The 20,712-nt window shown below is 37.0% G+C and carries 23 protein-coding genes and 2 pseudogenes; 18 read left to right on the plus strand and 7 right to left on the minus strand.

Annotated features, from left to right (window positions below):
* Position 1: 1 nt before the first annotated feature.
* Positions 2-914 (minus strand): annotated as a pseudogene (locus VSAL_RS19230) (LysR family transcriptional regulator).
* Between the two features lie 39 nt (positions 915-953).
* Positions 954-1,724 (minus strand): hypothetical protein, encoded by a 771-nt coding sequence (locus VSAL_RS19235; RefSeq protein WP_012551934.1) that lies wholly within the window; start codon positions 1,722-1,724, stop codon positions 954-956.
* Between the two features lie 44 nt (positions 1,725-1,768).
* Between VSAL_RS19235 and cspE the strand changes: the two genes are divergently transcribed.
* On the plus strand, positions 1,769-1,978 hold the full coding sequence (gene cspE / locus VSAL_RS19240) for a transcription antiterminator/RNA stability regulator CspE (protein WP_012551935.1): 210 nt from the start codon (positions 1,769-1,771) through the stop codon (positions 1,976-1,978).
* A 69-nt stretch (positions 1,979-2,047) separates the two neighbouring features.
* On the opposite strand, the gene VSAL_RS19245 is transcribed toward cspE, so the two are convergent.
* Positions 2,048-2,344: a YfcZ/YiiS family protein gene (locus VSAL_RS19245; protein WP_012551936.1), complete on the minus strand. Its 297-nt coding sequence runs from the start codon at positions 2,342-2,344 to the stop codon at positions 2,048-2,050.
* Positions 2,345-2,807: 463 nt separating this feature from the next.
* Between VSAL_RS19245 and VSAL_RS19250 the strand changes: the two genes are divergently transcribed.
* From VSAL_RS19250 to VSAL_RS19295, 10 genes and pseudogenes are all read left to right on the plus strand, one after another.
* A complete protein-coding gene (locus VSAL_RS19250; protein WP_012551937.1) occupies positions 2,808-3,269 on the plus strand; it encodes a TetR/AcrR family transcriptional regulator in 462 nt (153 codons plus the stop codon).
* Between the two features lie 95 nt (positions 3,270-3,364).
* Positions 3,365-4,749: pseudogene (locus VSAL_RS19255) on the plus strand (TolC family protein).
* 5 nt (positions 4,750-4,754) lie between these two features.
* Positions 4,755-5,735, plus strand: coding sequence for an HlyD family secretion protein (locus VSAL_RS19260; RefSeq protein ID WP_012551938.1), 981 nt, complete (start codon positions 4,755-4,757; stop codon positions 5,733-5,735).
* A 24-nt stretch (positions 5,736-5,759) separates the two neighbouring features.
* The gene (locus VSAL_RS19265; protein ID WP_231850926.1) at positions 5,760-6,884 is read left to right on the plus strand and encodes an ABC transporter permease; all 1,125 of its coding nucleotides are present in this window, start codon (positions 5,760-5,762) and stop codon (positions 6,882-6,884) included.
* Complete coding sequence (locus tag VSAL_RS19270; protein ID WP_012551940.1) at positions 6,877-8,013, plus strand: ABC transporter permease; 1,137 nt, start codon at positions 6,877-6,879, stop codon at positions 8,011-8,013. The genes VSAL_RS19265 and VSAL_RS19270 overlap by 8 nt, the downstream gene beginning before the upstream one ends.
* A gap of 109 nt (positions 8,014-8,122) precedes the next feature.
* The gene (locus tag VSAL_RS19275) at positions 8,123-8,680 is read left to right on the plus strand and encodes an OmpA family protein (RefSeq protein ID WP_012551941.1); all 558 of its coding nucleotides are present in this window, start codon (positions 8,123-8,125) and stop codon (positions 8,678-8,680) included.
* Positions 8,681-8,791: 111 nt separating this feature from the next.
* The gene (locus VSAL_RS19280) at positions 8,792-9,070 is read left to right on the plus strand and encodes an HlyU family transcriptional regulator (protein ID WP_012551942.1); all 279 of its coding nucleotides are present in this window, start codon (positions 8,792-8,794) and stop codon (positions 9,068-9,070) included.
* A 259-nt stretch (positions 9,071-9,329) separates the two neighbouring features.
* Positions 9,330-10,886, plus strand: coding sequence for a Re/Si-specific NAD(P)(+) transhydrogenase subunit alpha (gene pntA, locus VSAL_RS19285; protein WP_012551943.1), 1,557 nt, complete (start codon positions 9,330-9,332; stop codon positions 10,884-10,886).
* An 11-nt stretch (positions 10,887-10,897) separates the two neighbouring features.
* Positions 10,898-12,274, plus strand: coding sequence for a Re/Si-specific NAD(P)(+) transhydrogenase subunit beta (pntB, locus tag VSAL_RS19290; RefSeq protein ID WP_012551944.1), 1,377 nt, complete (start codon positions 10,898-10,900; stop codon positions 12,272-12,274).
* A 247-nt stretch (positions 12,275-12,521) separates the two neighbouring features.
* Positions 12,522-13,118 carry a hypothetical protein gene (locus VSAL_RS19295; RefSeq protein WP_012551945.1) on the plus strand — a complete coding sequence of 199 codons (597 nt, stop codon included), beginning with the start codon at positions 12,522-12,524 and terminating at the stop codon, positions 13,116-13,118.
* Positions 13,119-13,199: 81 nt separating this feature from the next.
* Here VSAL_RS19295 and VSAL_RS19300 read toward each other — a convergent pair whose 3' ends face one another.
* Positions 13,200-13,766, minus strand: a complete 567-nt coding sequence (locus VSAL_RS19300) for a PhnA domain-containing protein (protein ID WP_012551946.1) — start codon at positions 13,764-13,766, stop codon at positions 13,200-13,202.
* Positions 13,767-14,181: 415 nt separating this feature from the next.
* Between VSAL_RS19300 and VSAL_RS19305 the strand changes: the two genes are divergently transcribed.
* Entirely contained in the window at positions 14,182-15,045 is an 864-nt protein-coding gene (locus tag VSAL_RS19305; RefSeq protein ID WP_012551947.1) for a phytanoyl-CoA dioxygenase family protein, read from the plus strand.
* A gap of 55 nt (positions 15,046-15,100) precedes the next feature.
* On the opposite strand, the gene VSAL_RS19310 is transcribed toward VSAL_RS19305, so the two are convergent.
* Together VSAL_RS19310 and VSAL_RS23670 are read right to left on the minus strand one after the other, a co-directional pair.
* Positions 15,101-15,565 (minus strand): RDD family protein, encoded by a 465-nt coding sequence (locus VSAL_RS19310; RefSeq protein WP_012551948.1) that lies wholly within the window; start codon positions 15,563-15,565, stop codon positions 15,101-15,103.
* An 802-nt stretch (positions 15,566-16,367) separates the two neighbouring features.
* Entirely contained in the window at positions 16,368-16,544 is a 177-nt protein-coding gene (locus tag VSAL_RS23670) for a hypothetical protein (RefSeq protein ID WP_012551949.1), read from the minus strand.
* Positions 16,545-16,667: 123 nt separating this feature from the next.
* Here VSAL_RS23670 and VSAL_RS19320 point away from each other — a divergent pair, with 123 nt between their 5' ends.
* Genes VSAL_RS19320 through VSAL_RS24300 form a run of 3 tightly spaced genes read left to right on the plus strand, consistent with a single transcriptional unit; the run spans position 16,668 to position 18,354 of the window.
* Entirely contained in the window at positions 16,668-16,859 is a 192-nt protein-coding gene (locus VSAL_RS19320) for a hypothetical protein (protein ID WP_044583576.1), read from the plus strand.
* Positions 16,856-18,103 carry a replication initiation factor domain-containing protein gene (locus tag VSAL_RS19325; RefSeq protein WP_012551950.1) on the plus strand — a complete coding sequence of 416 codons (1,248 nt, stop codon included), beginning with the start codon at positions 16,856-16,858 and terminating at the stop codon, positions 18,101-18,103. Before VSAL_RS19320 ends, VSAL_RS19325 begins: the two co-directional genes overlap by 4 nt.
* On the plus strand, positions 18,070-18,354 hold the full coding sequence (locus VSAL_RS24300; RefSeq protein ID WP_049940463.1) for a DUF1293 family protein: 285 nt from the start codon (positions 18,070-18,072) through the stop codon (positions 18,352-18,354). The genes VSAL_RS19325 and VSAL_RS24300 overlap by 34 nt, the downstream gene beginning before the upstream one ends.
* A gap of 25 nt (positions 18,355-18,379) precedes the next feature.
* Here the strand turns inward: VSAL_RS24300 and VSAL_RS23675 are convergent, their stop codons facing one another.
* Complete coding sequence (locus VSAL_RS23675; protein ID WP_012551949.1) at positions 18,380-18,556, minus strand: hypothetical protein; 177 nt, start codon at positions 18,554-18,556, stop codon at positions 18,380-18,382.
* Between the two features lie 123 nt (positions 18,557-18,679).
* On the opposite strand from VSAL_RS23675, the gene VSAL_RS19340 reads away from it, so the two are divergent.
* From VSAL_RS19340 to VSAL_RS19350, 3 genes are read left to right on the plus strand one after another with little or no spacing between them, the layout of a single operon-like run.
* On the plus strand, positions 18,680-18,871 hold the full coding sequence (locus VSAL_RS19340) for a hypothetical protein (RefSeq protein WP_044583576.1): 192 nt from the start codon (positions 18,680-18,682) through the stop codon (positions 18,869-18,871).
* Positions 18,868-20,115 carry a replication initiation factor domain-containing protein gene (locus VSAL_RS19345; protein WP_012551950.1) on the plus strand — a complete coding sequence of 416 codons (1,248 nt, stop codon included), beginning with the start codon at positions 18,868-18,870 and terminating at the stop codon, positions 20,113-20,115. Before VSAL_RS19340 ends, VSAL_RS19345 begins: the two co-directional genes overlap by 4 nt.
* Positions 20,046-20,393 (plus strand): DUF1293 family protein, encoded by a 348-nt coding sequence (locus VSAL_RS19350; protein WP_044583578.1) that lies wholly within the window; start codon positions 20,046-20,048, stop codon positions 20,391-20,393. The genes VSAL_RS19345 and VSAL_RS19350 overlap by 70 nt, the downstream gene beginning before the upstream one ends.
* Positions 20,394-20,712 lie beyond the last annotated feature (319 nt).

Genomic DNA, 20,712 nt, shown 5'->3' on the forward strand with positions numbered 1-20,712 from the left:
TTTAGTTAAACAGTTTCTTATCCCAATGAGGAGGATTACCAACTTGTTGGGATAAGAAGTCGATAAAAGTTCGTACTTTTGGTGGTAGATGCTGTCTTCTCGGATAAACCGCATAAATAGGCAATTTCATATCCGCTTCCCATTCACTTAATAATCGAACTAAACTTCCATTCGCAAACTCATTCTCAAGTAAGTAACTCGCTAAATAAGATATACCTGCACCGGCTTTGGTTGCGTCTAGTATCGCAGACGCATTATCAATCTTGAAGTTACTGTGCACGTTAACGACTTGATGAACGCCATCACGAGTAAACTCCCATTCGTTAAATTTTCTTTCATTACTTTGATAAGTAATGCATTTATGTTGGGAGAGCTCTGCGGGTCTACTTGGTTCACCGTGTTTTTCTAAATAACTTGGTGCTGCTGCAACAATGAATCGGCAATCGGCAATTTTTCTTGCAACCATACCTTCTGGTAAATCATCGTGAATGGCGATCCAGCAATCAAAGCCATCTTCAAGTAGTTTTGGTTTATGATCAAACAAGCTGACTTCAAGCTCTAATTCTGGATAGAGTTCTTGAAAAACAGCCAACGCATGTGTGATGTGACGATTCCCAAAAGACTGAGCAATACCGACTTTAAATACGCCCGTGGTGAGCATCTAAAAGGGCATCGGCTTCATAGGCAATATCGAGTAGCTTCTGACTGTATTCGGCATACTGACTGCCAAGCGCAGTGATTGATACCGAACGGTTATTACGTTGAACCAGCTGACAATCTAATCGTAATTCTAATGCTTTAATTTGTTTTGATACGTGCGATTTTGAAATGCCGAGCTTTTCAGCCGCACGCGTAAAATTAAGTTCATTTGCTACCGTAGCAAAAATTACCATTTGATGTAAATTGTCTAACATTACACAGCCCCAACATTAACGATTGTTACTATTGTAATGTTACTTAAAAATATAGCCATTCACTTTTATTGATTTAGGGAAATCAGTTATTTGTTGGCCACCAAGGTAAATATTGCCATTAACCACGAGATCATCAGGCAGTGTCGTTATTTTTGAATAGCCAAGATAAAGATTGCCTTTAACTGTTAGCTGCATTGGTAATGTTGCTAACGGTGTTCTAATGACACTCAAATCACCATTAACGGTCAGTCTTGCTGGTAGTTCGGTTAAGCCTGAACCTGCAAGGTTAATAAATCCAGCCACTTTGACACCACGACGGTAGCGTTTAAATTGAGTCGCTCCCGCTAAATTTAAATATCCTACAATTTTTGTGCCTCTTGGTATTCTAGTGATAGCGGTATTAGCGAGGTTTAGATTACCGTTAATAACGAGCCCTTGGGGTAACTTTGTTATTTTACTTTTTGCTAAATTAAGATCGCCATTAACCACCAAATCGTCAGGTAACTCGGTGTAGCCGGTATTCCTCAAACTAATGTTTCCGTAGCTATCGATATGATTAATCAAACGGTGTTTATTTAATTTTTCAGCTAAAACAGGGGCGCTGAGCAACACAGATAATAAGATAAAGAAAATAGAGCGATTCAATATGAACATAGACACAACGTTGAATAAAAGACTTACTGTATTATCGACAACTGCGTAAATAAGTTTAATGTTAAATGAGTGATATCGGTCATGATTTAGCGTTTCATTTATCAAAATACATTTGATATAGTGAAATTCGGCATTGATTGTCGCAGTGATAAACATATTGAATCACTGGTAGTTAATTTTTTAAGTGTTAAGGAGACGTAATGTCTAAAGCAACTGGTACTGTTAAATGGTTTAATGAAGATAAAGGTTTCGGTTTTATTACTCAAGAGAATGGCGGTCCTGATGTGTTTGCTCATTTCAGCGCGATTCAAAGCGAAGGCTTTAAAACGTTAAAAGAAGGCCAAGCAGTAACTTTTGAAGTAGAGCAGGGACCAAAAGGTCCTCAAGCTGCAAAAATCGAAGCAGCTTAATCTCTCTAATTTAATAAAAAAGGCTCCAACACAATAATGTTGGAGCCTTTTTTTATACAAAAATAAAAACTAACGTCGAAGTGAACGTGTTTTTAATTCATAAATCAGTTTTTCTGCACTGCATGAAAATTGTAGGCGTGCATGTAATTCTTTTTCATTTTCTGTTATTTCAATGTCCGTTTTTACTTCAGCACACACTTCTTTTGCAAGAGTCAGATAATTAGCAAACTCTGCATTAAGTTGTGATTTATTATCCGCAAAGATACTTACTTCAGCTACATCATCGCCTTCTTTAATGATAAAGCCCATTTCTGCACTGCAACCACAGGCATCGCAAGGTACATTTTGTTCAACATCAGAACTCATAGTTATATCCTCAATAGTAGTAATGTCTTTATATTATGACGCTTTATGTAAGAAAACTACCATTTTATTGGCTTCTTTAAAATGCATTCGTTTAGTAACAATCTTTCAATCTCAAGCTTGTAACCTGGGACTATTCTCCCAAAAAATGAACCTTTATGACAATTCTTTGTCATAAAGCAGTGTAGTGTATTGTAATTCCATACTGTATAACGCAGACTGCCCATATAAAGTGTGCATTTATTTGCTGTAAGTCTTTGCTTATTTTACCTTAATAAATTTATTTCTCATATTTAAGAGGTATTTTATAAGCGAACCGTTTGCGCGACATCACTGATTGTGCAAAATATTATAAAAATAATTATACAAATGGAATTGAATCCTATAAATTTACTTATATAATTGTCATTAGTAAATTTTTATGATTAATTTCTTAATGGACTAACCACATTAGAAGAGCTTTATTATGCCAAAAAGAAGTAAAGAAGATACTGAAATCACCATCCAGAAGATCATGGATGCAGTTATTGATCAACTATTACGCCTAGGCTATGACAAAATGTCATATACCACACTAAGTCAACAGACTGGTGTATCAAGAACTGGTATTAGCCATCATTTTCCAAAGAAAACTGATTTTACAGCAGCATTAGATGGTCGTATCTTCCGTTTGTTTGCAGAACGTCTTGAAATGCAAGGTGATAAACAAGCATTCATTGATAGCTGGATTGCTTCTCTAGAAGATGAACAATTCCGCGCAATTTTACGTCTTTTATTCCACCACATCGTAACATCAGCTAACGCTCACGAATTTGCGCACAACGGTATTGAGCGTTTATACGGTTTGGTTGAAGATTTATACGGCGAAGAAAGCCGTAAAGATTTAGAGTGGCTAATTGGTTTGTCTCTTGTCCGTATGACTAAATAATCGTTTCTTTTTCTAAAAAAGCTTACCTATTGTGGTAAGCTTTTTTTTTGCATATGGATCAATCTAGAGTATATACTCTACGCAACGGAGGGCTTATGCTAAAAATGACTCGCTTATCAATTATTTTAACCGCTGTTTTATCTATTTCTGTTCAGGCTAAATCGGTCGACTTTGATAGTGCATGGAAAAACGTTCTTAATAATCATAATGGTATCGCGGCGGAACGAATGTTCAACGCCAAGAATCATTAGCTTCTGCTACGAGTGATTTAAATCTTCCCTCCATTTCACTGACAGCAAACTACACTTATTTAGATGACGATGTCACCGTAAGTAGCCAACAGCTACTCGATAGTACCGATATTAACCCTGCTTTTGCCGGTGCAGCATCTGGGTTGATCAATAAGCTCGGTGGGCCTATTACATCGACGCTAACTGAAAGAGACATTTTTACCAGCTCTATTCGTGCTATTTGGCCTATATTTACTGGCGGTAGGATTTCGGCAGCAGAGAGTGCCGCGGAAGGAAAGACAACGGAAGCTCGTAGTAAACTATTAATGAAACAACAAGCCTCTTATGAAGATCTCGCTAAATATTATTTTAGTGTCGTTTTAGCCAATGAAGTTGTGAATACCTATACAGAAGTGGAACAAGGACTCGCTAAACACCGTAGCAATGCTGTGAAACTTCAACAGCAAGGGCAAATAGCAAAAGTTGAACGACTTCAAGCGGATGCTTCTTATGACAAAGCAAAGGTTGATTTACGTAAAGCGGAACAAGATCGGGATATTGCCAATGCCGCATTATCTCAAATGCTTCAAACCCGTGACGCGGTAACGCCTGAAACCATGTTATTTATAAATGCAACACTCCCAGAATTACGTTCTTTTGTTGATAGCACTTTAGATACATACCCTGGTTTAGCTTTATTAGACGCGAAAGAAGTTCAAGCTCAAAGTTTGGTAAAAGCAGAAAAGGGACGATACTACCCAGAAGTTTACCTCTATGGTAACTACAATTTATATGAAGGTGACAGCTTATCTGCTGAGATAGCTCCCGATTGGATGGTAGGTATTGGTATGAATGTCCCTTTATTAGATAACAAAGGTCGCTCAGAGAAAGTGGTGGCGGCACACCGTGCAATACAACAAGTTCAGTATTTAAAACAACAGGCGAAGCAAGATCTCTCTTTACTTGTTGAAAAAACATACCGCCAAGCACTGCAAGCCATTGACGAATATAATGGATTAGCGTCGAGTGTTACATTGGCAACTGAAAACGTGTTTCTTCGTGAAAAAGCGTTTAAGCAAGGATTATCTACATCACTTGATGTCGTCGATGCCGAGCTGTATTTAGCCAGTATTAAAACTCAACGTTCACTTGCTTCGTTTAATTATGTGATTTCGCTAGTAAAGTTACTCGCATTAAGCAATCAAACCGATACATTTAATCAATATCAACTGCAAGCAAGACAAGGGTAATAATCATGAGTAAAGCAACTAACGTTATCGGTTCTCTTATTGCCGTCTCAGTGGTCTCTTGGGTTGGATACAGCTTTTGGGCAGCTTATCAGCCTCGTCCAGAGTTACTACAAGGTCAAATTGAAGCGGAGCAATACAATGTTTCTTCAAAAGTCCCTGGGCGTATTGAAAGTGTTTTTGTAAAAAAAGGCGATGAAATAGAAAAAGGCCAAGCAGTTTTCTCTCTTTACAGTCCTGAAATAGAGGCAAAATTGGCTCAAGCAAAAGCGGGGGAAGCCGCCGCAAGTGCATTAGCTCAAGAAGCGGAAAAAGGAGCAAGAAAACAACAAATATCGGCAGCTCGTGATCAGTGGAGAAAAGCGAAAGCAGCGAACCAACTATTAGAGAAAACATACGCTCGTGTAAATAACCTTTACAACGATGGTGTGGTTGCTGAACAAAAGAAAGATGAAACATACACTCAATGGCAAGCCGCTAAATACACTGAAAATGCAGCATACCAAATGTATCAAATGGCAAAAGAAGGGGCTCGAGTAGAAACAAAACGAGCCGCTAATGAAAAAGTAAAAATGGCCTCTGGTGCGGTTGCTGAAGTTGAAGCTTATGCCGCAGATACCAAAATAAACAGTTGGTATGAAGGAGAGGTGTCACAAGTCTTACTAAACGCTGGAGAGATTGCGCCTCAAGGGTTTCCTGTTGTGACGGTTATTGACATGAATAATGCGTGGGCTATTTTTCATGTAAGAGAAGATAACCTAAAGCACTATAACAAAGGTGATGAGTTGTCGGTTTATCTACCAGCCCTTGATGCGACGGTTCCTTTTACCATTACTCATATTTCTGTATTAGGGGATTATGCGACTTGGCGTGCAACGGATAACAGTCAAGGATTTGATTTGAAAACATTTGAAGTTGAAGCGCATCCAACGAAAAAAATACCAAATCTAAGAGTAGGTATGAGTGCTATTGTTCGAATTGAAAAGTAATACAACGCTACTTTGGGTACTACTATGAAAACATTATGGCGTTCTTATCTTTCTAATTACTGGCTAGTAGGAGCTACGTTTGGATTGCCAGTTATTTTATCTTTGATGATTTGGTGGGTATTCTCAGCCTCTGTCGTCCGTGAGTTGCCTATTGATGTTGTTGATCTTGACCAATCTAGCTTATCACGCATGATTACTCGTAATTATGATGCGACACCCACATTGCAAGTTCGGTCGATTCAACAAAGCATTCCTTTTGCAAATACTGCGCTTAAAGATAGACATAATTATGGGTATGTCATTATTCCCGCTAATTTTGAAAAAGACGTATTACTCGGTAAAAGCCCAAATATATCAGGTTTTTACAATGCACAGTATATTTTGATTGCGAAACAAATCAGTTCAGCGTTATTGCAGACTGACATGACGATACAAGCTCAATTAAGCACAATTAAAACCTTAAGTACCCATGAAACAACATGGACTCAAGCCATTAATACGGCCGTTCCTATTAATGTACAAATCACGCCTTTATTTAATTTAGGCAGTAATTATAATCAGTTTTTGCTGTCTGCAATTCTTCCTGCCATTTGGCAAATGGCGATGATTGTTGGCATGATATGGGCAATGAATAATGCCATGAAAATTGAGAATCAATCGTCGTTGAGATCTTGGTTTGACCATCAAACAAAAAATACGATGATGCAATTTGTCGGGTTTTATTTTTTCATCTTTATGTTTGTAGGTTCCATTTTATTTGTTTTCTTATATAAGATCTTAGGCTTTCCATTTTTGGCGAATATCCCTGAGTTCTTATTGATCATGAGTGCAATGACATTGGCCTGTATTAGCTTGGGTGTACTTATTGCCTATGTCACTAATGATATAGTAAAAGCAATGAGCATCTCTGGCGCATATACGGCACCAAGCTTTGCTTTTTTAGGGGTGACGTTCCCCGTGACAGACATGAATAGCATCGCGACATTTTGGCATTCAATTTTACCGGCGAGTCATTTTGTTAGAGCTCAAATAGAGCAGACTAATTATGGGTATAACTTGATTCAATCGATTCCTAATGTAATGGCATTATCGTTATTTTTAGTGCCTTTATTAATACTGACTGCGCGATTAAGGAAATCAAATGCATAAATTATGGCGCGCAATTGGGACTGAAGCAAAAGCCATCTTTACTAACAGCACCATTTTAATGGCGATGGTTGGAGGTGTATTGTTTTATGCATTCCTTTATCCGTTACCTTATCAACACCAGAGTCCAGAAGAGCAAAAGATCACGGTGGTGGATTTAGATAAATCAGATCTCAGTAGAAAATTCATTAGAATGGTCAATAGCTCACAACAAGTAAATGTGGTTGATCAAGCCGAAAGCGTAGCTGAGGCTAAAAATCAATTCATGGCGCAGAAAGTCAGTGGTTTTCTTGTTATCCCTACCGAGTTTTCTAAAAATGTATTGTTAGGACAATCTCCAACTGTCGCTTATGCAGGGGATGCCTCTTACTTTTTAGTCTATGGCACCATTATCGAAGGATTAATGAAGGCAGGAGGAACTATTTCTGCTGAAATAAGAGTCGCTAACATGACAATTGATGGGATACCAATAACTCAAGCGGTGAAGACCTTTCAGCCTTTTAATTCTAATTATATCCCTGTATTTAATCATAATATGGGTTATCAGCAATATGTTGTACCCGCAGTATTTGTTTTGATCTTGCAACAAACATTATTGATGGCCGTTGGTGTAAGGCAAAAAATCGTAAAACCTCATGAGAAATCACCAAAAATAATGCTGATTAGATTCAGTCTCTTTTTGTGTGTTGAGCTGGTTCTTGCCTGTTTCTACTTTGGTTCTGTATTTGATTTTTATGATATTAGTCGTTTTAGTCACCCATTAGAGCTATTAATTTTATTGGTTCCTTTTCTAACCTCCGTTATCTTACTTGGATTCATTCTCGGTGAGTTATTTCCTAACTGTGAAAGTCTTCTTTTGGTCGTGTTGTTTAGCTCTATGCCTATTGTATTTAGTGCTGGTTTTATATGGCCTGTAGAAATGATCCCAAGCTTATTGGTGAGTGTTATGCACTTATTACCGAGTGATTTTGCTATCAATGGCTTCCTATTATTGAATCAACAAGGAAGTGGGTTACAAGGCGTGATGAAGAGTCTTCTTGGATTATATGGATTAAGTGCTTTTTACTTATTAGTTTATTCTTTGATTTATCTAAAGAAAGTAAAGAATCGTATTAATATTGAAACTGAGTGACAACTCAATTTCACAGGTACGTGAAGTGTCTCTATTCTATTTTTACTCATCATGTATAAGCGAACGAAGTCTGATAAATTAGCGCTAAGTTGGATTAGGGATACTTATAATGAAGAAACACTTACTCGAAGTTATTATAGTAGGGAGCTTACTTAGTGGCTGTCAAAGTACATCAGAAGATGAGACTACAGCAATTAAATCGACACCTACTATTGAAAGTTTTATTACTTACCATCACGACGAACTGAATGCGATTATCACAGATGATATTGGCAGTGTTGCACAAGTGAATGATGAAATCATTGTGCTATTAAATGGTGATACCAGTTTTGATTCAGGCAGTATTGTCATTAAAAGTGAGAGTAAAGACGCACTGACTCAATTAGCACAATTACTGAATAACAAGCCTCGTTCAGAGGTATTTATTGCAGGTCATACTGACAGCAGTGGCAGCAAGCAATTTAATACTTCATTATCCAATAAGCGAGCAAATTCAGTCTTGGCATTATTGGAGCAGAAAGGCGTTGATGCTAATCGAATAAATACGTATGGTTTTGGTGAAGCGGAACCTATTGCCTCGAATATGAATGCCAATGGACGAAAGAAAAACCGCCGAATTGAAATTCGTATCACGCCAGTCGCTGATTTATTCACTGACGAAGAATAGTGCTATAACACTTAACATTACATAAACTTAATCAGAGTATTGCTCTCAGTATCCTACTGCATCTATGCTCTGTTGAGGTATAATAAGCCTTATTTCAAAAAGGAAAATGAAATGGGGCTTTTTTCTCGTATATTCGGCTCATCTTCTTCTAAAAAAGAGCCAACAATCACACCAATTGAGTATCACTCTTTTCTCATCTATCCAAATTCAGAACCTGATAATGGGCAATTTCGCATTGCAGGAAAAATAACGAAAGAAATAAATGGTGAAATAAAAGAGCACCGTTTTATTCGTTCTGATGTGATTTCTTCAAAAACTAACGCTGATGAACTGATGGAAAGGAAATCCAAAATGTTAATAGACCAAATGGGCGATTCTATTTTCAAATAAGTGTTAATGAATTGATATAGATTGTTTTTCCGTATGTTTTTTACTCTATACTTGTGATTAAAATCAATAAGTAAGCGAAAGTGGTTTGACCTCTATTTGTCATCAAAATGTTGTTTTTTTTACTGAAATACAGTGAGAATGAACAGATAACAATTTTTATGTAATGAAATCATGTCATTTTATTACAAAACACTTGAATTAATACCTTATGTTAGATAAAACGAAGGTATCAATTCATGCCAATAGCCAAGGAATAACTATGCAAATTGGTGTACCTAGAGAAGTATTCGCGGGGGAGACCCGTGTTGCTGCCACTCCTAAAACAGTTGAGCAGCTATTAAAGCTTGGATTTACAGTTGCTGTAGAATCAAACGCTGGTATTTTAGCAAGCTTTGATGACGCAGCATTTGAAAAAGCAGGCGCAACTATTGTTTCTGCAGAGGATGCTTGGAAATCAGAAATCATTCTTAAAGTAAACGCACCTCAAATCAATGACGCCACAGGTGTTGATGAATTTGAATTACTTCAAGATGGAGCTAGTTTAATTAGCTTTATTTGGCCAGCTCAAAATGAAGCACTTTTAGCCAAATTAGCGACTAAAAACATTAATGTTTTGGCGATCGATTCAGTTCCTCGTATTTCTCGTGCGCAAGCGTTAGATGCATTAAGTTCAATGGCTAATATTGCGGGTTACCGTGCTGTTGTAGAGGCTGCCCATGAGTTTGGTCGTTTCTTCACTGGCCAAATTACCGCAGCGGGTAAAGTTCCACCTGCGAAAGTACTTGTTGCTGGTGCAGGTGTTGCTGGTCTTGCGGCTATCGGTGCTGCTGGTAGTCTTGGTGCTATTGTGCGAGCATTTGATGTTCGTCCAGAAGTAAAAGAGCAAGTGCAATCAATGGGCGCTGAATTCCTTGAAGTAGATTTCAAAGAAAATTCAGGTTCAGGTGATGGTTACGCAAAAGAAATGTCTGATGAGTTTAACAAAAAAGCAGAAGAGTTATATGCAGCTCAAGCTAAAGATGTTGATATCATCATTACAACCGCACTTATCCCTGGTCGTCCTGCACCAAAGCTAATTACTAAAGCAATGGTTGATAGCATGCAAGCGGGCAGTGTAATTGTTGATTTGGCTGCCGCGAATGGTGGTAACTGTGAGTACACAGTAAAAGACCAAGTTATTACAACAGACAATGGCGTGAAAATTGTAGGTTACACTGATATGGTTGGTCGTTTACCAACGCAATCATCACAACTTTACGGCACAAACTTAGTTAACCTTCTTAAGCTTTTATGCAAAGAGAAAGATGGCAACATCAACATCGATTTTGAAGACGTCGTTCTTCGCGGTGTCACTGTGGTTAAAGAAGGCGAAGTAACATGGCCTGCGCCACCAATTCAAGTTTCAGCTCAGCCTCAAGCGAAAGTTGCACCAAAAGCGAAAGTTGAACCAAAAGTTGAAGTTCCAATGTCTCCAGTTAAGAAATATGGAATGATTGGTGCTGGTATCGCAGCCTTTGGTTGGGTTGGTTCTGTCGCTCCTGCTGAATTCTTAGCTCACTTCACTGTATTTATCTTAGCCTGTGTTGTTGGTTATTATGTTGTTTGGAATGTAAGCCATTCACTGCACACACCACTGATGTCAGTAACTAATGCAATCTCAGGTATCATCATTGTTGGTGCATTACTTCAGGTTGGTCAAGGTAATGGCGTTGTTTCTGTTTTAGCATTTATTGCAGTTCTTATCGCAAGTATTAATATATTTGGCGGATTTGCTGTAACCAAGCGTATGCTTGAAATGTTCCGTAAAGATAAGTAAGGGGTAGAATAATGTCAGCAGGATTAGTTCAAGCAGCCTATATTGTATCTGCCGTTCTATTTATCATGAGTTTAGCAGGATTGTCTAAACAAGAAACCGCTCGTTCTGGTAACTATTACGGAATGACAGGTATGGCTATCGCGTTAATTGCGACCATTTTTGGTCCTGATTCAGCGGGAACAGGTTGGATCATCGTTGCTATGGCAATCGGTGCTGCAATCGGTCTTTATTACGCTAAGAAAGTTGAAATGACAGAAATGCCTGAACTTGTGGCAATTCTTCATAGCTTTGTTGGTATGGCAGCCGTACTTGTTGGTTATAACAGCTACATCGATCACGGTGTACTTACTGGCGCAATGCTAAATATCCATTTAGTAGAAGTGTTCTTAGGTATATTTATTGGTGCAGTGACTTTTACGGGTTCTTTGGTTGCATTCGGTAAGTTACGTGGCGTGATCAGCTCGTCTGCACTTCAATTACCACACCGTCATAAATTAAACTTAGTGGCATTAATTGCTTCAGCTGCACTCCTTTACTACTTTGTTAGTGTTGGCGGCAGCATGTTTGCAATTATTCTAGTTACTCTAATTGCTTTTGCGTTCGGTTACCATTTAGTTGCTTCAATTGGTGGCGCAGATATGCCAGTGGTTGTTTCAATGCTGAATTCATATTCTGGTTGGGCAGCAGCAGCAGCGGGTTTCATGCTTTCAAATGATCTTTTGATTGTTACTGGTGCGTTAGTTGGTTCTTCTGGTGCGATTCTGTCTTATATTATGTGTAAAGCAATGAATCGTTCTTTCATTAGTGTTATCGCGGGTGGTTTTGGCCAAAACGTGGTTATCTCTTCTGATGACGAAGAGCAAGGTGAACATCGTGAAACAACAGCTGAAGAAGTTGCTGAGATGCTAAAGAATTCTAAGTCAGTAGTGATTACTCCTGGATACGGAATGGCGGTAGCACAAGCTCAATACCCAGTTCACGAAATTACAGAAAAACTTCGCGCACAAGGTATCAATGTTCGTTTTGGTATTCACCCAGTAGCGGGTCGTTTACCTGGCCACATGAACGTACTACTTGCAGAAGCAAAAGTGCCTTACGATATCGTTCTTGAAATGGACGAGATCAACGATGACTTATCTGACACAGATACGGTTCTTGTTATTGGCGCGAATGATACGGTTAACCCTGCAGCGATGGAAGATCCAAACAGTCCAATCGCAGGAATGCCAGTTCTTGAAGTGTGGAATGCGAAAAATGTTATCGTATTCAAACGCTCAATGAGCACAGGTTATGCTGGAGTTCAAAACCCATTGTTCTTCAAAGAAAATACAGAGATGCTTTTTGGTGATGCAAAAGCAACTTGTATTGAAATCAGTAAGCATCTTTAATGTAGCGAGTTGATATTCTGATTAAAAGCCGAGATTTAATATCTCGGCTTTTTTATATCTAGGGGTTTAATGATTGTGTTGTAACATTATCGAATCTAACGTTTAAATAAAAAAAGAGGCATTTTTGTTTTATTTAATTCAATAAATACGCACATTATTAAAAATATTACGGGGGTTATACAAATCAATTTGCGTATTTATGAATGGGTTGGCTTTTTTGAAAGTAAAGCTAATATAAGATAAGATCATGGAAATAAAAGCATTATCACTTGTTGGTCATCCTATGTACAAAGCAGTAGCTGTATTTATATTATTAATTTCAATCGTATTACCAGCAGGATTATGGCAGCATTCCTCATCACAATTAAACTATTTTCCTCGCAATATTGATTGGAGCTGGTCTTGGAGTTATTACGAGCCACTTTCAAATGGTCTTCAGGTTGGTAGAACAAAAGATACAAAGCAATTAATATTAAGAAGGGTAAATAGGGCTAACAATACGTCCATTTACGTTGATACTACGTATACCAATACATTTGAGGTTGTTGTTATTCATGAAGCGGTTTGTCAGCCCAAATCACGAATAAAAGCAACGCTTCAAATCGGTGATTTAACACCAGAAAGAACATCATTGATTTGTAACGACGATGGAACTCGTTATTTATTTAGGCAAGTTTGGCGAAAGTTATCAAACTTATATCTTAAGAGTAAAGATTTTTCATTATCCGAAGATTTCTCAAATTGGCCTCTAGGTGATTTAAAGAAAGATCAATTCATGCAGCTTCATCCTACCTATTTTAGAGATAAAGGGGAGGCTGATGTTTATGAATGGAGTCGTGATTAACATTTAACGTGAAGAAAATTCAGACATAAAAAAAGACGCATATTAGCGTCTTTTTTGTCTATCTGATTATTAAGTAACGAATTACTTTTTACGACAGAATTCAGCGATTACATACATAGATTGACCACCGTTAGCTTTACCAGAAACTAGGCGAGGGTCGTCACCAAGGTTGATACCGCGGATAACAGTGCCTTGTTTGATAACTTGGTTAGTACCTTTAACTGGAAGGTCTTTAGTAACGGTTACGTCGTCACCTTTTTTAAGCTCAACGCCGTTAATATCACGTGGTTTTTCGCCGTCAGCAAGAAGTGCTTTCTCAGCCCATTCTTTAACGTCTTCTTCAACATACATCATATCAAGAGAATCTTGAGCCCAAGATTCAGAAACAAGCTTGCTTAAAAGAACATAAGAAATAACTTGAACAGTAGGAACTTGGCTCCACATGCTGTCGTTTAGACAACGCCAGTGATTTACATCCATAGTTGCTGGATCTTCAATTTGTGCAGTACAAGTATCACAAATCATTACACAGTTATCTACATTGATATCTGTCATTGGCGGCACAGCAAATGGTGCAAGTGAAGAGGTTGAACCACATAGTTCACATTTAGAATCGCAACGAGTTAATAGCGTTTTTGCAGTGCTCATAATTATGCCTGTTTATTTAGTTGTGTTTATATTATGCCAAGTTTATACCATAAGAAGAAGGAATGCGGTGAGAATACTGTAATTTTTCTTCTTAATCGGAGGTTTGGTATCACTCGAGTAAACATAGCTTTTCAAAGAGGTAAAACATAATCGTAAATGGCGTTAAAATTCTCATTATTTACCAGTAATCAACGACAGAATAAATCTGCTAAATACTACTTTATAACGATAATATTGGCTAATTCAGCTATCGTACTTTGAATAAAAAAAGAAGCGATGATTCTATTTTGCACTTTTTGTGTGATTAAACTTGAATGACCAAAATTAACCAGTACTATGCAGCAGCGAAGAATAAGGCTGGTATCTTTGAATGGCAGTTCAGTTCTAATAATCTAATAGAGGTCATCGTTGTTAAATGGTAGATAATCAAAGTCAGTTACAAAGTAGCTATGAAGAGCAAGGTTATTTTGTCATTAGAAATTATTTTACGGCATCTGAAATGTCATCTCTTAGAGACGTTATATTAAAATTTCATGAGTTATGGAAAGAAGACAACGCAGAATTTTATCAAGAAGAAGCATTCAATTCGTCTTTAATTACTGGCAGCCAATACTTAGAATTCAACGATAGGGTAAAACTGTTTAATTTTATTAGCTCAAAGAAAATAATGAGTGCAGTCGATGTGGTTATCCCCACAAATCCTGTTTTTATGAATACTCAATTGTTCTTTAATCCAGTAAACCCTCAGCAAAAAGATTTTTGGCATCGTGACTGTCAGTATGATCATGATGTAGAAGTACAAAAAAAAGTAATTCACGATACACAAGTCGTACATCTTCGAATTCCTTTGTTTGATGAACTCGGTATGGAGATTATCCCAGGAACACATAAACGTTGGGACAATGCTGAAGAGTTTGATATCCGACAAGAAGAAAATGGACACGAAAGCCATGAGGATATATCGGGAGGAAAAAAGATTGGACTTGCAGCCGGTGATTTATTGGTTTTTTCCGCGGATATGATACATCGTGGTTTGTATGGATTAGATCGCTTAGCTTTGGATATTTTAACTTTCGATTCAGCGGTTGACTATATTGATGATGATTGTTTACCGGATACTTTAATACTGAGTAACATTAATGATCCAAGGTTATTTCTAAATGCAATAGAGTTAAAATCAAAATACTCATTGTCTGAAAACGATGATAGCTTTAGAGACCCTAATACAATGGATGATGATAACGGCATAATGAAGTCCAAATTATGTACCGCAGGTTAATCATAATCAAATGAAAAGCCTTCTTGACGAGGGCTTTTTATGTTGAAGATGATGATTAACGACTAAATTTCACATTTTTAACGCTGTGGTTTTGTTGGCGAATAACCACCGTATTTGCCATTTTATCATGCCATCCTTGTTTTTTACTATCCAAACCAACCCAGATAATACCGACGAAGAATGGAAGCATTGAAACGAAATAACCAACATAACGAATAATGTATTGCTTCATTGTTGGTTGTTTTCCTGTATCGGCATCGACGATAACGGCTTTAATTGCCATTTTTCCCGGAGTCGCTGATTTGTATGTCCAAAATAGAAGGATAGCAATCAAAGGAAAAATGTAATTGATTAGCACATCAGCAGAGCCTAAAAATGTATCCGTTGAATAGAAATATCTATCCCCATAGAACAGGTACATTAGTGGAACTATAATTGCCAATAGAATAATGGTATCGAGTAGTGATGCACCGACACGAGGCCAAAAACCAACATATTCAAATTTACTTGGATTATTCATATACGATATTTCCTTTTTTGAAAATTACATCTAACCAACTTAAGGTGACAAAGTATCTTATGTTTTAGGTTTATACTAGAAAATTAGAAGACACATTAAGATAACCATCAGATTTTGCATTTAATCAGACAAAATTCAGAGACAACAGTATTTTATCAATCAATGTTGTTTATCGTATTAGCTATGATTTATAGTAGTTTAGCCATGTGGGTTGGCACCCCTAAAGAATTCATGGCCCAGTGCGCATTATATGCATTGAGTTATGTTTAACTGGCCGTCAGTATAATTGCGCTAGCACTGGCGGACAATTGAATATAACTCCTGTAATGCGCATTAGTTTGTTATCGATAACATACTGGTATGTCAAAAAATGACATACCGCGCATGAATTCCGTTAATGGTTTGCTTCGTTCCTAGCGTTCACCAATAAGACCACCCGAGATAATCAATATTGACGATCATGTAAAATGGTCGTCAACCTGCATTACAACGTCACATCAATAAACTGCCTTTATCACTGCAAGAATCGCTCTTGCTCCTGAACCTAGCCGCATTCTTATCACAACTAATATTGTTTATAGCTTTGCTATTAACTAATTAGCGACGATGACGAGCGACGAAAACTGAGGAGGAGGAAGAGAAGCGATTAGAACCCACGTCCTGTAATACGTAATACGTGGGTTCATTCGACCATTCATCAACCTTTGGATAATTCCGCTCTTGATTCTAGGTTCTTCTTTAAACCCGTTCTTGCTCTTACTATGGGAGTTCTCGTAATCTCCAACTTGTGTAACATCTAAGATCATTTACGTTTTTTTATTTTGTTAAAGTCTTCTTGCTCAAATCTCTCTAAGCCTAGATTTATTAAAAAATCTAACATTTCTGTTTCTTTAATGCTCGTTCTTGTCTCAATTACTGATTTTACGGTCTTCTCTTCTACTTTTTTCCATGTGCTGTCTTTGATATGTCTTGTAGTCATTTTGTTACTCCCATCATGTTTAATAAATTATTATAAACTTAGAATCTAATATTTGTTGACACTTAGAATCTAAAAGCTTAGATTTCTCACATAAAATAAATATTTAGATTCTAAGGTTTGGGTATGGAAAAGGTTTTTTATGAAGTTATGCCCGATTGGACGGTTTCCGTCTTTGTCTGTGGCGAGTGGGACTTTTTCAAAACATATCAAAACCTTGTTTCTTACTGTGAATCTAATTTTTACTCTTACGAGTTGATTGATGTTGAAGGTGTTACACACACCGAAAGACAAACTTTGATTGGTGGCTCATTTTGAAAACTCCTAATGATATTTTAGAAGAATGTAGACAAAAACATCATCAAGGTGGCTCTGTAAATTTGGATTGGCTTAGTTTTTCTTTCAGTATTTCTAATCTAAGACACTTGTCTGGTGCGGTTGATCCTGAATTGTCTCCTAAAGTTTTACCTTATTTTCCGTCTATTGATGCACCTAAATATAATTATTCAGCTTGTGATTATCAGTTTAAGTTTCCAGTAGAGCCTCGTTACGAGTGTCAGCGTGTCGGTGGTGAGGAAGAATTAGCGGCATATAATAAATACATTAGAAATGAGTTCGTTGCATATTATGAAGATTCACTAAAAGTCTTTGTTAGTCATGTTCTTGGTTTGTCATTGTCTGCGCCTTTGGATAAGCCATTCCAGTTTTATGAAAACTCATTTAACTTGATTTCTAATGATGGTGAGCAATTTTGTGGAAAGGTTGGTATCGGTGGCAATAACAATACAGTTCATTTCCAAATTTCAGGAACTGGTTGTAAGCATGTGTTAGCTCGTCGTTCACTTTTTTCACTGCACCATTATTTAAGTAATGTTCTTGGTATCACAAAGTTATCTCGTGTTGATATTGCTTATGATGACTATGATGGAATTTTTGATTGTGAATATGCTTTGAAAGCGGCTTATGAAGATGCGTTTAGAGTAAATCCTCGCGGTCGTTCTCCAGTAGTTGACGACCAAAGAAAATTTCATTTCGGTGAATCATTTAATGATCGTCGATTCGAGAAAGAACAAATTTCGATAGGCTCTCGTCAATCTCCAGTCTATTGGCGTATATACAATAAAGCATTAGAACAAAAGGTTACTGATATTGGTGTTACTTGGTATCGCTCGGAAGTTGAATTAAAGAAATGGGATATTGATATCTTATTAAATTTAGCGGGTGGCTTTGCTGCTTTAAATGATTTTGCTCGTTCAATTGAATCTAGTAAACCATTTAGTGCAAAGCGTAGTCCGTATAAGCGTCCAGTATTAGATTTACTTACATCTACGTTTTGGCTTAGACGTCAATACGGAAAATTATTAAATGATTTAGTTTTATTCTTTGATGGTGATTTGGATAAAGTTATTTCGTCTGTATCTCGGGGCGGTCATAAACTTGGCTTTCCTTCTACTTATAAAAAATTAGTTTATTCAGCTCTGGAGTATGAATCATGTCAAAAGGTTTATTTGTTCTTGGTATTACATTTATGGAAGGTGAGCGCGGTAAAACGGCCATATTAAATGTTAGTCGTTCTTTGCCTCCATTGGATTTGACAAATTTTAAACGTCGCGTTCTGGGTGAAACAGGTGAGGTTAGTAAGTATGACCAACCGCTTCATGTTAATTACGATTACGCTTTGATGTTAGAAAAAACGGGTGCATTAGTAATACGTGGGTTCATTCGACCATTCATCAACCTTTGGATAATTCCGCTCTTGATTCTAGGTTCTTCTTTAAACCCGTTCTTGCTCTTACTATGGGAGTTCTCGTAATCTCCAACTTGTGTAACATCTAAGATCATTTACGTTTTTTTATTTTGTTAAAGTCTTCTTGCTCAAATCTCTCTAAGCCTAGATTTATTAAAAAATCTAACATTTCTGTTTCTTTAATGCTCGTTCTTGTCTCAATTACTGATTTTACGGTCTTCTCTTCTACTTTTTTCCATGTGCTGTCTTTGATATGTCTTGTAGTCATTTTGTTACTCCCATCATGTTTAATAAATTATTATAAACTTAGAATCTAATATTTGTTGACACTTAGAATCTAAAAGCTTAGATTTCTCACATAAAATAAATATTTAGATTCTAAGGTTTGGGTATGGAAAAGGTTTTTTATGAAGTTATGCCCGATTGGACGGTTTCCGTCTTTGTCTGTGGCGAGTGGGACTTTTTCAAAACATATCAAAACCTTGTTTCTTACTGTGAATCTAATTTTTACTCTTACGAGTTGATTGATGTTGAAGGTGTTACACACACCGAAAGACAAACTTTGATTGGTGGCTCATTTTGAAAACTCCTAATGATATTTTAGAAGAATGTAGACAAAAACATCATCAAGGTGGCTCTGTAAATTTGGATTGGCTTAGTTTTTCTTTCAGTATTTCTAATCTAAGACACTTGTCTGGTGCGGTTGATCCTGAATTGTCTCCTAAAGTTTTACCTTATTTTCCGTCTATTGATGCACCTAAATATAATTATTCAGCTTGTGATTATCAGTTTAAGTTTCCAGTAGAGCCTCGTTACGAGTGTCAGCGTGTCGGTGGTGAGGAAGAATTAGCGGCATATAATAAATACATTAGAAATGAGTTCGTTGCATATTATGAAGATTCACTAAAAGTCTTTGTTAGTCATGTTCTTGGTTTGTCATTGTCTGCGCCTTTGGATAAGCCATTCCAGTTTTATGAAAACTCATTTAACTTGATTTCTAATGATGGTGAGCAATTTTGTGGAAAGGTTGGTATCGGTGGCAATAACAATACAGTTCATTTCCAAATTTCAGGAACTGGTTGTAAGCATGTGTTAGCTCGTCGTTCACTTTTTTCACTGCACCATTATTTAAGTAATGTTCTTGGTATCACAAAGTTATCTCGTGTTGATATTGCTTATGATGACTATGATGGAATTTTTGATTGTGAATATGCTTTGAAAGCGGCTTATGAAGATGCGTTTAGAGTAAATCCTCGCGGTCGTTCTCCAGTAGTTGACGACCAAAGAAAATTTCATTTCGGTGAATCATTTAATGATCGTCGATTCGAGAAAGAACAAATTTCGATAGGCTCTCGTCAATCTCCAGTCTATTGGCGTATATACAATAAAGCATTAGAACAAAAGGTTACTGATATTGGTGTTACTTGGTATCGCTCGGAAGTTGAATTAAAGAAATGGGATATTGATATCTTATTAAATTTAGCGGGTGGCTTTGCTGCTTTAAATGATTTTGCTCGTTCAATTGAATCTAGTAAACCATTTAGTGCAAAGCGTAGTCCGTATAAGCGTCCAGTATTAGATTTACTTACATCTACGTTTTGGCTTAGACGTCAATACGGAAAATTATTAAATGATTTAGTTTTATTCTTTGATGGTGATTTGGATAAAGTTATTTCGTCTGTATCTCGGGGCGGTCATAAACTTGGCTTTCCTTCTACTTATAAAAAATTAGTTTATTCAGCTCTGGAGTATGAATCATGTCAAAAGGTTTATTTGTTCTTGGTATTACATTTATGGAAGGTGAGCGCGGTAAAACGGCCATATTAAATGTTAGTCGTTCTTTGCCTCCATTGGATTTGACAAATTTTAAACGTCGCGTTCTGGGTGAAACAGGTGAGGTTAGTAAGTATGACCAACCGCTTCATGTTAATTACGATTACGCTTTGATGTTAGAAAAAACGGGTGCATTAGTTCCACGCCGTGAATATAAATTGAATACTGAAATTGATTATAATAATCCATTAGCAGGCGCACTTGTTATTGAATTGATTCCTGTTGATGACGAAATTAAAAAACATTTCCAATCATCAATGGCGAATAAATAGAACTCTCTGAGGGTGGGGTCTCCTTGTCTGATTCCATCCTCAATCTAATTAAGAAGTAATTATGAAAACATTATGCGCAAACGTTGGGACTAATAATTCGTTACCAACAGCATCGGTTACTGATTTAGTAAAAGACAATTCAATATTTTTATAGACTCGATTTTCACTGATTCGCTGAACGCAGTGAACCTAATCTGTGAAAATGAGTAAGGAGGAAACTAAATGGTTCAATGTATTATCCGTAAAGGCCGTTTTTTCTATTTGATAAATAGAAAGGCTCGTAAGGTTAAATTAATACGCTAGTGCGCATTATGTATAT

This window comes from Aliivibrio salmonicida LFI1238, assembly GCF_000196495.1.
In the GTDB taxonomy this organism is placed as follows: Bacteria; Pseudomonadota; Gammaproteobacteria; order Enterobacterales; family Vibrionaceae; genus Aliivibrio; species Aliivibrio salmonicida.

Bases quoted from the DNA above. Each gene is read 5' to 3' on its own strand.
- VSAL_RS23675 (WP_012551949.1), bottom strand. From the start codon at position 18,556: ATGACTACAAGACATATCAAAGACAGCACATGGAAAAAAGTAGAAGAG.
- VSAL_RS19235 (WP_012551934.1), bottom strand. From the start codon at position 1,724: ATGTTTATCACTGCGACAATCAATGCCGAATTTCACTATATCAAATGT.
- VSAL_RS24300 (WP_049940463.1), top strand. From the start codon at position 18,070: ATGGAAGGTGAGCGCGGTAAAACGGCCATATTAAATGTTAGTCGTTCT.
- VSAL_RS19245 (WP_012551936.1), bottom strand. From the start codon at position 2,344: ATGAGTTCTGATGTTGAACAAAATGTACCTTGCGATGCCTGTGGTTGC.
- pntB (WP_012551944.1), top strand. From the start codon at position 10,898: ATGTCAGCAGGATTAGTTCAAGCAGCCTATATTGTATCTGCCGTTCTA.
- pntA (WP_012551943.1), top strand. From the start codon at position 9,330: ATGCAAATTGGTGTACCTAGAGAAGTATTCGCGGGGGAGACCCGTGTT.
- VSAL_RS19250 (WP_012551937.1), top strand. From the start codon at position 2,808: ATGCCAAAAAGAAGTAAAGAAGATACTGAAATCACCATCCAGAAGATC.
- VSAL_RS19340 (WP_044583576.1), top strand. From the start codon at position 18,680: ATGGAAAAGGTTTTTTATGAAGTTATGCCCGATTGGACGGTTTCCGTC.
- VSAL_RS19270 (WP_012551940.1), top strand. From the start codon at position 6,877: ATGCATAAATTATGGCGCGCAATTGGGACTGAAGCAAAAGCCATCTTT.
- VSAL_RS19275 (WP_012551941.1), top strand. From the start codon at position 8,123: ATGAAGAAACACTTACTCGAAGTTATTATAGTAGGGAGCTTACTTAGT.
- cspE (WP_012551935.1), top strand. From the start codon at position 1,769: ATGTCTAAAGCAACTGGTACTGTTAAATGGTTTAATGAAGATAAAGGT.
- VSAL_RS23670 (WP_012551949.1), bottom strand. From the start codon at position 16,544: ATGACTACAAGACATATCAAAGACAGCACATGGAAAAAAGTAGAAGAG.
- VSAL_RS19265 (WP_231850926.1), top strand. From the start codon at position 5,760: ATGAAAACATTATGGCGTTCTTATCTTTCTAATTACTGGCTAGTAGGA.
- VSAL_RS19305 (WP_012551947.1), top strand. From the start codon at position 14,182: ATGGTAGATAATCAAAGTCAGTTACAAAGTAGCTATGAAGAGCAAGGT.
- VSAL_RS19310 (WP_012551948.1), bottom strand. From the start codon at position 15,565: ATGAATAATCCAAGTAAATTTGAATATGTTGGTTTTTGGCCTCGTGTC.
- VSAL_RS19280 (WP_012551942.1), top strand. From the start codon at position 8,792: ATGGGGCTTTTTTCTCGTATATTCGGCTCATCTTCTTCTAAAAAAGAG.
- VSAL_RS19350 (WP_044583578.1), top strand. From the start codon at position 20,046: ATGTCAAAAGGTTTATTTGTTCTTGGTATTACATTTATGGAAGGTGAG.
- VSAL_RS19260 (WP_012551938.1), top strand. From the start codon at position 4,755: ATGAGTAAAGCAACTAACGTTATCGGTTCTCTTATTGCCGTCTCAGTG.
- VSAL_RS19320 (WP_044583576.1), top strand. From the start codon at position 16,668: ATGGAAAAGGTTTTTTATGAAGTTATGCCCGATTGGACGGTTTCCGTC.
- VSAL_RS19295 (WP_012551945.1), top strand. From the start codon at position 12,522: ATGGAAATAAAAGCATTATCACTTGTTGGTCATCCTATGTACAAAGCA.
- VSAL_RS19300 (WP_012551946.1), bottom strand. From the start codon at position 13,766: ATGAGCACTGCAAAAACGCTATTAACTCGTTGCGATTCTAAATGTGAA.